Raw genomic sequence first — 12,297 nt, 5'->3', positions numbered from 1 at the left:
CTCCACCGTCGGCACGAACCGTGTGCACTCACTACCGCGCCCCTGGCGAAGACCCGGGCATCAGCGAACTGAAGATCGGCATCGGCGATCTGTATCGCCGCGACCCGTGGGCGCCCGACGTGTATCCCGACTACGCGGCGCCCGTCGCATGCGCCGACGGCGACGGCCTTGCGGTCGTGGCGGCCGTGTTCGGCTTCTGGCCGAAATTCATGCAGCCCGAGCGGCTCGACGAGCACGGCCGGAAAAAGAAGAAGCTCGATACGGTGAACGCGCGCACGGAAACGGTCGGCGCGTCGCGTCTCTACGCGAACGCCTGGCGCAACGGCCAGCGCTGCCTGATTCCGGCGCGCTGGATCTGCGAGCCGTGCTACGAGAGCGGGCGCAACGTATGGCACCGGATCGGCGTCGACGGCTGGCAGCCGTACTGCGTCGCCGGTATCTGGCGCCGCTACGAAGACAGCGACGGACGCGTATGCATCGGCATGGCGATGCTCACGGTGAACGCCGACGATCATCCGCTGTTCGCGCGGATGCATCGGCCGGGCGACGAGAAGCGCGGCGTCGTGATCCTGCGCCGCGACGATTACGATGAATGGCTGCATACGCGCGACATCGAGGCCGCGCGGCGCATGCTGAACCTGTTCCCCGCCGATGGCATGACGGCCGAGCCCGACCAGGCACCGCCGGCCGGCGCGTGACCTTTCATTTTTCCGACGCCTGACTTGCGTCGAAATTGCCCGGCCGTGCACCGATTATTCGGACGATTTCGTGAATCGATCGATACCGGGTAATCACCGATATCTCACAAGTTGTATATACAAGATCATCCGCTGGCAATGTCGGCACACGTCGTGTCGCTTGCGCGCCAGCGTGCAGACCGTGCGTGCGTGGCGCATGCCGGCGATCCACGGCGCCCCGCACCCGTAGAGCCGAAAGGGCGGCTCGCTGCATCCTGTCCCGTTCAAACCATTGTGGTCCTGAGTATTTTGGAGATTGACCCGTGTCAACGAATTCCAGTGGAAAAGCCGGCGGACTGATCGAGGTACGCTCGATCGACTTCATTCCCGACGCCGAGCGCCACGGCGGCCTGCTGAGCCAGTTCACGCTGTGGCTGTCGGCGAACATGCAGATCACGGCCATCGTCACGGGCGCGCTCGCGGTCGTGCTCGGCGGCGACGTGTTCTGGTCGCTGGTCGCGCTGTTGCTCGGCCAGTTCGTCGGCGGCGCCGTGATGGCGCTGCATGGCGCGCAGGGGCCGCAGCTCGGGCTGCCGCAGATGATCTCGAGCCGCGTGCAGTTCGGCGTGTACGGCGCGATGATTCCGATCGTGCTTGTGTGCCTGATGTATATCGGTTTTTCCGCAAGCGGCTCGGTGCTGGCCGGGCAGGCCGTCGCGCAGCTGCTGAACATCGATGACGCGGCCGGCATCCTGCTGTTCGCGGCCGTGATCGTCGTGCTGACCGTGTTCGGCTATCGCGCGATCCATGCCGTAGGCCGGGTCGCGAGCGTGGTCGGCATCGCCGCGTTCGTCTACATGTTCACGCAGCTGTTCGCGAACCACGACGTCGGCGCGCTGCTCGCGAACAAGCATTTCTCGCTCGCGAGCTTCCTGCTGTCGATGTCGCTGTCCGCGTCGTGGCAGATCGCGTTCGGCCCGTACGTTGCCGACTATTCGCGCTACCTGCCGCGCTCGACGTCGTCGGTCGCGACGTTCCTCGCAGTCGGCCTCGGCTCGGTGATCGGCGCACAGGCGGCGATGGTGTTCGGCGTGTTCGCGGCCGCGCTGGCCGGCAGCCAGTTCGCGCACCATGAAGTGTCGTATATCGTCGGCCTCGGCTCGACGGGCGCCGTGGCTGCGCTGCTGTACTTCAGCATCGCGTTCGGCAAGGTGACGGTGACGGCGCTCAACGCGTACGGCAGCTTCATGTCGATGGCGACGATCGTCAGCGGCTTCCGCGGCAAGGGCGCCGTGTCGTCGAAGAGCCGCCTCGTATACATCTTCGGGATGATCTGCGTGTCGACGTTGATCGCGCTCGCGGGCCGTCATTCGTTCCTGAAGGAATTCACCGCGTTCATCCTGTTCCTGCTCGCGTTCTTCACGCCGTGGAGCGCGATCAACCTGGTCGACTACTACTGCTTCACGCGCTCGCGCTACGACGTGCCGGCGCTGTCCGATCCGAATGGCCGCTACGGCCGCTGGAACGCGATGGCGATCACGATCTACGTGGTCGGCATCCTCGTGCAGTTGCCGTTCATGTCGACGCACATCTACACGGGGCCGCTCGTCGATGCGCTTGGCGGCACCGACATCTCGTGGATCCTCGGGCTGATCGTGCCGGCCGTGCTGTATTACATCGGCGCGCGCGTATCGCGTCGCAGTATCCCTGAACGCCTGATCCTGCCGATCGAGCGCGGCGAAGTTCACCACTGACGGTGCCTCTCGCGCATCGGGCCGGCTCGTTGCCGGCCTGAGCGCCGAGCCGGGCGTCGTCTGCGCCAGGCTGACCCAACCGATTCCCATTTCCGCGATACCGGTGCGGCGTGATTGCCGCGTCCGGTATCGTTTCGTTCTCTGTCTATTGAATAGTATGACTAAATATATGAAAGCGTACGGTAGCGATTGCCGAGCGCGGCCGATGCACGCCGGTCTTCGCACGACGGTCGCGGTTGCGTGCCTCGCCGCATCGGGCACCGTGCTCGCGCAGGACGGCGTTACGTTGTACGGCGTGATCGACGAATTCGCGCAGTACGTGAATACGGGTAACGGCTATACGGCGGCGATCAACTCGGGCGGCCAGTGGGGCAGCCGGTTCGGCTTGAAGGGCGGCGAGGATATCGGCGGCGGGCAGAAGATCGAGTTCGCGCTGGAAAACGGCTTCAATCCGAACGACGGTTCGCTCGCGAGTTCGGGCAGCATGTTCAACCGGCAGGCGTGGGTTGGCATCGCAGGGCAGTGGGGCAAGGTGCGTGCAGGCCGCCAGAATTCGCCGCTGTTCAACGACCAGGGCGGGCAGGACGCGTTCGGCGGCGTCACGCAGGCGTCCGGCATGGACAACCTGACCGTGTTCGCGTTCCGCACGAGCAACACGCTGTCGTACCAGAGCCCGGAGATCGCGGGTTTCCAGGGCGGGCTGTACTTCGGGTTCGGCGACGCGGGCGGCGTGCGCTCGGCCGGTTCCAGCCAGCAGTTCGACCTGACCTACGAACATGGGCCGTTCGGCGCGTTCGTCGCGGGGCAGTGGCTGAAGAACGCGACGGCGACCACGACCGATCGCACGATCATGGCCGGCGCATCGTACGAGATCGGCAAGGCAACCGTGTACGGCGGCTTCTCCGCGGTGAAGTGGGCCGACTTCGGGATCGATTCGCGTGTGTACGGGCTGTCGGTGAAATACCAGTTCAATCCGGCGAATTACGTTGCGCTCGGCTACGCGCATCTGCACGACCAGTCGTCGCAGGGCAACAACGCGGACCAGCTCGGGCTGATGTACGAGTACGACCTGTCGAAGCGCACGAGCTTCTATGGCGCGCTGTCGTACCTGCGCAACCGCAACCAGGCCGGCTACACGCTCGCCGGCGCGGCGAACCCCGGCCTGCCGCTCGCGTATCCGGGCGCGAATGCGCGCGGCGTGCAGCTCGGCATCGTGCATCGCTTCTGACGAGCGCAACGCGCCGGGCCGTATGTGCCCGGCGCTTTCCCCCGGCGCATGCGCGCCGTCACTTCCCCAGCCGCTCCGCGAGCGAATAGCGCTGCATGCAGCGCTCCATCGCGTCGAGAAACGCATGCTCGGCCGCGTTCATCTTGCGGTCGCGATGCCACAGCAGGAACACGTCGACATCGACGAGCCCGTCGTCGGGCGGCAGCCGCCACAGCCGCTGCTGCGCGATGTCGTCGCGCACGATGTGCTCGGGCAGGCAGCCGATTCCGTAGCCCGCGAAGATCAGCCGCCGCACTTCCTCGAGGCTCGGCGACGACGCGACGATGCGGCCCGTGAAACCTTTCTGGTCGCGGAACACGGTGAGCGGCGACAGGCTGTCGCCGATCTGGTCGCTCGTGAACGAGACGAAATTCTCCGCGAGCAGATCGTCCATTCGCAGTTGCGTCTGCCCGAACAGCCGGTGGTGGCGGCCGCAGTAGATCGCATAGCGTTGACGCAGGAAGCAGCGCATCTCCAGCTTGTCGTGCGGCGTGCGGCACAGGCCGAGCCCGGCCGTCGCCGTCTTCTGCAGCAGCGACGACAGGATGTCCGACGAGCGCATCACCTCGATCTGCAGGTCGATGCGCGGATACGCGCGATGGAATTCCGCGAGGAACTCGTCGTAGACGGGCGATTCGATGCGGCTCACAGTCAGCAGCCGGATCGAGCCGGTCAGGTCGGCCGTGCTGTCGTCGATTTCGGTTTCGAGGCGCGAGATGCCGCCATAGATGTCGCTCGCGATCCGGTACACGGCTTCGCCGGCCGGCGTCGGCGCGAAGTGCGCGCCGCGCCGCTCGATCAGCCGGCGTTCGAGCGTCTCCTCGAGCCGACGCAGCGCCTGGCTCACGGCCGGCTGCGTCACGTGCAGGCGCGCGGCCGCTCGGCTCACGCTGCGCTCCTGCATGATCACCAGGTAGGTGCGCAACAGGTTCCAGTCGAGGCGGTCGTTCAGGAACGGGGCGAGGTCGGGGCGCATCGGGTCTCCGGGCGAGGCGTCAGGTAGTCATTAGCTGAATTTATATAGCGAATAATAACTTGAAATTTGACTAATGATTTGCGGTCGCCGATAAAGGAGGGGTGCCGCAGCGTGCGGCGCGAGGCCGCGACAGACGGCCGTCGTCACGATATTGCGCGTCGCTCCGCCGCGGCGCGCGTCAGGAGCCCGCATGACCCAGTCCCTTCCTTCCGCCCGCCAGCCGGGACGCGCCGCGACGGCCGCGTTCGTCGGCACGATGATCGAGTGGTACGACTTCTACATCTACGCGACGGCCGCCGCGCTCGTGTTCGGCGAACTCTATTTCCCGTCGCATGACCGCTTCGTCAGCACAATGGCGTCGTTCGCGACGTTCGCGGTCGGCTTCTTCGCGAGGCCGCTCGGCGGCGTGATCTTCGGCCACCTCGGCGATCGCATCGGCCGCAAGAAGGCGCTGATGACGACGCTGATGATGATGGGCGTCGCGACCGTGTGCGTCGGGCTGCTACCCGATTATTCGAAGGTCGGCATGCTCGCGCCGGTGCTGCTCGTCGCGTTGCGCGTGGTGCAGGGCATCGCAGTTGGCGGCGAATGGGGCGGCGCGGTGCTGATGGCGGGCGAGCATGCGCCGCAGGGGCGCCGCACGTTCTTCGCGTCGTTCGCGCAGCTCGGCAGCCCGGCCGGGCTGATCCTGTCGCTGATCGCGTTTCGCGCGGTCACGTCGATGGACAAGGCCGACTTCCTCGCATGGGGCTGGCGCCTGCCGTTTCTCGCGAGTTCGGTGCTGCTCGTGGTCGGCATCCTGATCCGACTCGGTGTGAACGAATCGCCGGAGTTCGCGCGGGTGAAGGAGACGAACCGCACGGTGAAGCTGCCGGTCGCGGAAGTTTTCCGCTCCGCATCGGGGCTCGTGGCGCTCTGCATCGGCGCGAACACGATCGGCATCGCGGGCGTTTATTTCACGAACACGTTCATGATCGCGTACACGACGCAGTACGTCGGCGTGTCGCGTTCGCTGATCCTCGACAGCCTGTTCGCGGTCGCGATCATCCAGTTCATCGCACAGCCGATCGCGGCCTGGACCGCCGAACGGATCGGAGGCGCGCGCTTCCTGAAGCTCGCGGCGCTGCTCGCGATGCTGTCGCCGTATCCGATGTTCATGCTCGTACAGGGCGGCACGTCCACATCGCTGATTGCGGGCATCGCGCTCGCGGTCGTCTGCATGGCCGGCTTCTATTCGGTGATCGCGGGCTTCGTCAGCGACGTGTTTCCCGCGCACGTGCGCTATTCGGCGATCTCGCTTGCGTACCAGATCTGCGGCGCGATCGCAGGTGGCCTGACGCCGCTCGTCGGTACGTGGCTCGCGCATCGCTTCGCCGGTCAGTGGTGGCCGCTCGCGGTGTTCTACACGTGTCTTGCCGGCATTTCGCTGCTCTGCATCGTCGCGCTCGACGCGCGCCGTGCGGCGCAACCGGCCGCCGCCGAAGCGCTCGGCTCGCACTGAACCTCAACGAACGAATTCATCCGGAGTGCACATGAAAGACCTGCTGGAAATCAATGGCGCCCGCTTGTGGCAGAGCCTGGCCGACATGGCGCGCGTCGGCGCGACGCCGCGCGGCGGCGTGCGGCGCCTCGCGCTCACCGATGACGACCGGCGCGGGCGCGACCTGTTCGCGCAGTGGTGCCGCGACGCGGGCATGACGGTAAGTGTCGATGCGGCCGGCAACCTGTTCGCGCGACGCGACGGCACCGATGCGCAGGCCGCGCCGGTGCTGATCGGCAGCCACCTCGACACGCAGCCGGAAGGCGGCCGCTTCGACGGCGTCTACGGCGTGCTCGCCGCGCTCGAACTCGTGCGCACGCTGAACGACGCCGGCATCGCGACCGGCAAGCCGCTGGAGATCGTGTCCTGGACCAACGAGGAAGGCGCGCGTTTCGCGCCGGCGATGCTCGGTTCGGCCGTGTTCACGGGCGCGTTGCCGCTCGACGATGCGCTCGCGAAGCAGGACGCCGACGGTGTCACGCTCGGCGCCGCACTCGACGCGTGCGGCTATCGCGGCACGCGTGCGACGGGCGGCGCGGTCGACGCGTACTTCGAGGCGCATATCGAACAGGGGCCGGTACTCGAGGCGAACGGCACGACGATCGGCATCGTCACGGGCGGGCAGGCGATCCGCTGGCTCGACGTGACGGTGACGGGCGTGGCCGCGCATGCGGGGACGACGCCGATGCCGTATCGCAAGGACGCGTATTTCGCGAGCGCGCAGATCGCGCTCGAACTCGAACGGATCGTCGCCGGCTTTGCGCCGCGCGGGCTCGCGACGATCGGGCAGGTCGGGATCCGCAATGCGTCGCGCAACACCATTGCCGGCGATTTGACGTTCACGGTCGACCTGCGCCATCACGACGATGCCGAAGTCGATGCGATGGAGCGCGACCTGCGCGACGCGTGCGCACGCGTTGCCGCCGCGCGTGGCGTGCAGGTCGCGATCGAAACCTGCTGGCGCAGCCCGGCGACGCCGTTCGATCGCGACTGCGTCGAACTCGTCGCGCAGGCGGCAGCCGCGTTCGGCTACACGAACGAGCGGATCGTCAGCGGTGCCGGCCACGACGCGATCCTGCTCGCGCGCCGTTTCCCGACCGCGATGGTGTTCATCCCGTGCGTCGACGGCCTGTCGCACAACGAGGCCGAGGACGCGCTGCCCGACGACGTGACGCATGGCACGAACGTGCTGCTTCATGCCGTGCTGGCGCGCGCCGGCATGGCGGCGCGCGTCGAAGCGGCGGCTGCCGCGCACGATGCGTGACGCAGTGAATCGACGAGGACGAACGATGAGAACCTATTTCCATCCCGAACAACTGCTGCACCATCCGCGCAGCTACCTGTCGCGCGGCCAGATGCGCGAACCGCAGGAAGTGCCCGAACGCGCGGCGCGGCTCGTCGCGGCCGTGCGCGCGCTCGACTTCGACGTGCGCGAACCGGCCGACCGCGGCACCGCGCCGATCGCGGCCGTGCACGACATGAACTACCTGCGCTTTCTCGAGGAAGCGCATCGCGACTGGAAGCAGATGCCCGACGACTGGGGCGACGAAGTGATGTCGAACGTGTTCGTGCGCGACCCGAACCCGTTGCGCGGCGTGCTCGCGAAAGCCGCGCGCTACCTCGCCGACGGCAGTTGCCCGGTCGGCGCGAACACGTGGCGTGCTGCGTACTGGTCCGCGCAGGGCGCGCTCGCGGCTGCGGCCGACGTCAACGACGGCGCACGCGAGGCCTACGCGCTGTGCCGGCCGCCCGGCCATCACGCGCGCCGCGATGCGGCCGGCGGCTTCTGCTACCTGAACAATGCGGCGATCGCCGCGCAAGCGCTGCTCGGCCGCCATCGCCGCGTCGCGATTCTCGACACCGACATGCATCACGGGCAGGGCGTGCAGGAGATCTTCTACGGACGCGACGATGTGCTGTACGTATCGATCCATGGCGACCCGACCAACTTCTATCCGGTCGTCGCGGGCTACGAGGAAGAGACGGGCGCGGGCGCCGGCGACGGCTTCAACCTCAACCTGCCGATGCCGCACGGTTCGCCGGAATCGGCATTCTTCGAGCGGCTCGACGACGCGTTGCGCGCCGTCGCGCGATTCCAGCCCGATGCGCTCGTGCTCGCACTCGGCTTCGACATCTACAAGGACGATCCGCAGTCGCAGGTTGCCGTGACGACCGACGGGTTCGGGCGGCTCGGCGGTGCGATCGGTGCGCTCGGGTTGCCGACGGTGATCGTGCAGGAGGGCGGCTATCACCTCGACAGTCTCGACGCGAACGCTCGTGCGTTCTTCGGTGGGTTTGCCGCCGCACGCTGACCGATTCGGCGGGGCCGGATCGCGCGAGCGCGGGTTCAAGTTTTCCGTGTGCATGCCGATAATTCGTGCATATGCTGGATGGATGCACGAAGGAGGGCCGCACGATGACAGCCGGCCAAATCAGATGCGGTGCGATCGCGCTCGCCATGCTGGGCGCAGGGTCGCTCGCGGGCGCAGCGGAACCCTCGATTCCGCTGCGCGTCAGTCTCACCATTCCGGAAATCTGCACGATCGGCACGGACGTTCGACAGGCCGACGCCGCCGATATGCCGAGCGTCAGCTGCATGCACGGCACGCCGTTCGTGCTGAGCCACGCGCCGCTGCCCGATCTGCGGTCGGCGCCACGCAGCGTCGGTGCAGGCGCACCGCCGGCATGGACCGTCACGTTCTGAACGGCGGGCCCGCGCGCGCCTGCCATTTCCGCTAGAAACTGATCGTCGCGGTGATCGTATCGCTGTAGTTGCCGGGCGCGGGTGTGGTCTGCGCCGGCACCGCGCCGTACACGGTCACGACCTGCGACGTACCCGTGCCGACGCCCGTGACGGTCGAACTGCCGCTCGTGCCGTCGCCCCACGCGATCGAGCGTGCGGCATCCGTATAAAGCCCGTAATTGATCGTGCCGCCACCGCCGCTGCGCTGCATCTGGCGCGCGGTCACGCTGCCGGTGCCGCCGCCGTTCAGCGCGATTTTCCACGCGTCGCCGTTCGTGCACTGCGCGGTGATCGAGCCGGTTGCCGTGAGCGCGCCGGACAGCACGCTCGCGGTGCCGAAGCTGACGTTCGTCGCACTGATGTTGCAGTTGTTGATCACGTTCGCCGTTGCGCTGAACGGGAAGGTGCCGTTCGACGTCGTCAACGACGCGCAGGTCGGCGCACCGAGCAGGTAGAACCCCGCGTTGATCGATGTCGTGTTGCCGCCGAACGTCTGCGAATAGGTCGTCGTGTTGTTGCCCGTCGTCGGCACGGTCGGCTGGTTCGACGTGATCTGTCCGTAGATCGTGACCGTCGCGCTTGCGCTCGTGCCGAGCGCGGGTTTGACGAGCGTGACGGACGCGGGCGTCGTGCCGGAATACACGGAGCCCCATGCGACCGAATGGGCGGCATCCAGGTACAGGTCGTACTGCATCGCGTTGGTGCCGTTGACGAGGCTGCGCGGGCTCGTGCCGCCGAGATTCAGGCAGACGAGCACGTTCGGCGTCAGCGTGATGGCCGACCACGTGCACGTGATGCTGACGGTGCCGGTCGCGGCGACCGATGCGCGCGAGATCGGGCTGACCGAGCCGAAGCTCACCGTCGACGCGGTGGCCGTGCACGATTCGGCCTGCGCGTGACGCGGCACGCCGCACCACGCGGCGAGCGCCAGGACGAGCAGCAGCACGACCCTCATGGCGCCGCCCGGCAGGTGAGCGGGCCGACGGTCGGCAGCGTGCCGTTGCCGGGTGCGGTGAATGCGAATTCCGCGGTGCAGCGTTGCGTGCCGTAGTCGATCACGAGATGGTTGTCGTCCTTCAGCCCGTCGATGAACGTGAGCCCGTCGTAGCCGACGATCGTGTCCGCGCCGCTTTCGGCGTGATGCACGCGCGCGCCGGCCGGCAGCGGATTCCCGGCAGCGTCGCGCAGGATCACCGATGCCGCGCGGTAGCGCGACACGCCGAAATGCGCGACGACGCCCGATTGCGCCTGCGGCACGATCGTCATCGACGTGCGGGCGATCCGCGCATCGGCCGGCAGCTTCATCGAATCGATCGCCACCTGGTTGTTCTGGTACGCGTTCAGGTCGGGCACGAGCAGATGCCCCGCGCGATCGGTCGTGCCGATCACGCGGTTCTCGTGCAGCACCGGGATGCCCGCGACGCCGTCGGTCGACACCAGTGCGAAGCCGTCGTCGATACGGCGCGACAACTGCAGGCTGCTGTCCATCAACACGAGTGCGCCGCTGACGTCGAGCGACGCGCCGGTCTGCCGGTCGATGTTCTGCGCAGCCGCGATGACCTCGCCCGCACGGCCGAGATAGCGCAACTGCGCCTGCCGGTAGGGCACCGCGCCCGTGCCGCCGGTCTGCACGCCCCAGCCCCAGCCGCCGTCGTAGTCGGGCGGACGGCTCGCGTCGACGCTGTAGTTCGACTGGCCGCGCTGGCGACCGACGGTCGCGTTGATCGACGTGTTGCGGCCGAGCCCGATGTTCAGCGACACGAAGGCGCCGCTCGCGCCCTGCTGCGCGAAATCGCGGTACGCGCTGACGCTGACCGATGCGAGATCGCCGAAGCTCAGCGTGTACGACACGGTACCGATCCGCGCACTCGGGCCTTGCGGCAGCCGGTAGCCGATATAGCTGAGCGACAGGGTCTGACGGTGCATGAACGGCAGCGCGAGCGTCGCCTGGTCGGTTGCCGACGGCACCGGTGCGCCGTCGCGCGATGCCAGATCGCCGTAGCGGCCGAATGCACGGATCGTCTGCGCGTTGATCGAGAAGCGCGGTTCGATCAGCTGGTAGCCGACGCTCACCTGCGTGCCCGGATAGCGGCCGACGCTGCCCGCGACCGCGCCGCTCACGACGCCCGCGTAGCCGAGCCGCATCAGCGCGCCGACGCCGGCATTGAGCACGCCGCCGGTCGCTTCTGCATGCCCCTCGACGGTCAGCGCGTCGCTGACGCCGCGCCGCATCGAGCCGCTGACGGCCGGCCGCGCGTCGTAGTCGAACGACTGCAGCGCATAGTTGCGGCGCAGGAAGCCGGCTTCGAACGAATAGCTCGACAGCCCGGCCGAGAGCATGCGCGTATCGACGTAGAGCGGCACCGACGTCGCGACCGTGCGCCCGAGCGCGTCGCGGGTGATGACGGTCGCCTGGCCGGCGCCGGTGATGCCCGGCACGTCGTGGATGATGAACGGGCCGCTCGGCACGTTGCCGGTGTATTGCCGCACGTTGTTGATGTACAGGTCGACCGCCGACGGCACCGCGGCGGAGCCTGCGAGCGACGGAATCGGGAACGTCACGAGGTCCGGCCGCAGCGCGAAGTTGCTGCGCCACTGGAAGCCGCCGAAGCGCACCGAGCGCGTCCACGCGAGCGATCCCGAGATCGCGTCGCCGATCTGCGTCGTGCTCGGCCGCGCCGGGTCCGAGCGGCTCCACGACGTATCGAAGCGCGTGTAGCGCCGCTGGCCGTTGTAGAAATACGCGGTGCCGGTGGTGTTGAACACGCCGTTCGGATCGAAGTAGCGTACGTCGGTGTAGAGCGAGAACTGCCGGTCGCCGATCGTCTGCGCGTACGCCTCGTAGTTGATCGCGAGCCCGCGCGACGCGGTGGCCGCCTGCGTGGCCGGTAATGCGCGGCTGTCGACCGCGTACGGGCGGCGCAACGTGTCGGTCATCTGCAGATCGACGCTCTGGCGCGCGGCGTCGTAGCGATAATGCAGGCCGGGAATCGTGTCGAGCTCGACCGTCGCCGCGTCGGCGATGCCGAGCCGGTCGGTCGCGAAGCCGATCGTGCGCAGGTCGGCGCCGGTCGCGGACAGGTGGCCGTCGCGTTCGCGGAAATGCGCGAGCAGCGCCGTATTTTCGCCGTTGACGCTGACTTCGAGGATCACGTCGTGCGTGCTGTCGGTCATCACGAGTGCCGCCGGTTCGTCCGCGCGAGCACCGCCGGGCACGAGCAGGCGGCCAGCCACGACGGCCGCGAGCACGATGCGCCGGGTGCGTCGCGACGTTCCGCGTCCGTTGGCCAGGAGCGCGCCGGCGCGTGGCGAAGGGGAAGAGGCCGGGCGGCGCACCGGC

The 12,297-nt window shown here is 67.7% G+C and carries 10 protein-coding genes; 7 read left to right on the top strand and 3 right to left on the bottom strand.

Annotated elements, in window-relative coordinates; genetic code table 11:
* Positions 1-20 precede the first annotated feature (20 nt).
* From U5809_RS11930 to U5809_RS11920, 3 genes are all read left to right on the top strand, one after another.
* Positions 21-698 carry an SOS response-associated peptidase family protein gene (locus U5809_RS11930; RefSeq protein WP_322086656.1) on the top strand — a complete coding sequence of 226 codons (678 nt, stop codon included), beginning with the start codon at positions 21-23 and terminating at the stop codon, positions 696-698.
* A gap of 302 nt (positions 699-1,000) precedes the next feature.
* Positions 1,001-2,431 (top strand): cytosine permease, encoded by a 1,431-nt coding sequence (locus tag U5809_RS11925; protein ID WP_322086655.1) that lies wholly within the window; start codon positions 1,001-1,003, stop codon positions 2,429-2,431.
* Between the two features lie 157 nt (positions 2,432-2,588).
* Positions 2,589-3,659 (top strand): porin, encoded by a 1,071-nt coding sequence (locus tag U5809_RS11920; RefSeq protein ID WP_322086654.1) that lies wholly within the window; start codon positions 2,589-2,591, stop codon positions 3,657-3,659.
* A 58-nt stretch (positions 3,660-3,717) separates the two neighbouring features.
* Here U5809_RS11920 and U5809_RS11915 read toward each other — a convergent pair whose 3' ends face one another.
* Positions 3,718-4,674 (bottom strand): LysR family transcriptional regulator, encoded by a 957-nt coding sequence (locus U5809_RS11915; RefSeq protein ID WP_175842843.1) that lies wholly within the window; start codon positions 4,672-4,674, stop codon positions 3,718-3,720.
* 190 nt (positions 4,675-4,864) lie between these two features.
* Between U5809_RS11915 and U5809_RS11910 the strand changes: the two genes are divergently transcribed.
* The 4 genes from U5809_RS11910 (at position 4,865) to U5809_RS11895 (ending at position 8,918) form a co-directional block, all read left to right on the top strand.
* A complete protein-coding gene (locus U5809_RS11910; RefSeq protein WP_322086653.1) occupies positions 4,865-6,175 on the top strand; it encodes an MFS transporter in 1,311 nt (436 codons plus the stop codon).
* A 31-nt stretch (positions 6,176-6,206) separates the two neighbouring features.
* Positions 6,207-7,478: a Zn-dependent hydrolase gene (locus U5809_RS11905; protein ID WP_322086652.1), complete on the top strand. Its 1,272-nt coding sequence runs from the start codon at positions 6,207-6,209 to the stop codon at positions 7,476-7,478.
* 25 nt (positions 7,479-7,503) lie between these two features.
* Entirely contained in the window at positions 7,504-8,526 is a 1,023-nt protein-coding gene (locus tag U5809_RS11900) for a histone deacetylase family protein (protein ID WP_322086651.1), read from the top strand.
* Positions 8,527-8,630: 104 nt separating this feature from the next.
* The gene (locus tag U5809_RS11895) at positions 8,631-8,918 is read left to right on the top strand and encodes a hypothetical protein (protein WP_322086650.1); all 288 of its coding nucleotides are present in this window, start codon (positions 8,631-8,633) and stop codon (positions 8,916-8,918) included.
* 31 nt (positions 8,919-8,949) lie between these two features.
* Here U5809_RS11895 and U5809_RS11890 read toward each other — a convergent pair whose 3' ends face one another.
* Together U5809_RS11890 and U5809_RS11885 are read right to left on the bottom strand one after the other, a co-directional pair.
* A complete protein-coding gene (locus tag U5809_RS11890) occupies positions 8,950-9,912 on the bottom strand; it encodes a spore coat U domain-containing protein (protein WP_322086649.1) in 963 nt (320 codons plus the stop codon).
* Positions 9,909-12,293 (bottom strand): fimbria/pilus outer membrane usher protein, encoded by a 2,385-nt coding sequence (locus U5809_RS11885; RefSeq protein ID WP_322086648.1) that lies wholly within the window; start codon positions 12,291-12,293, stop codon positions 9,909-9,911. The genes U5809_RS11890 and U5809_RS11885 overlap by 4 nt, the downstream gene beginning before the upstream one ends.
* Positions 12,294-12,297: the final 4 nt, after the last annotated feature.

Source organism: Burkholderia sp. BCC1999 (genome assembly GCF_905339975.1).
Taxonomy (GTDB): domain Bacteria; phylum Pseudomonadota; class Gammaproteobacteria; order Burkholderiales; family Burkholderiaceae; genus Burkholderia.
The sequence above is the reverse complement of the archived record's forward strand: the minus strand, read 5'-3'. Positions and strand labels throughout refer to the sequence as shown.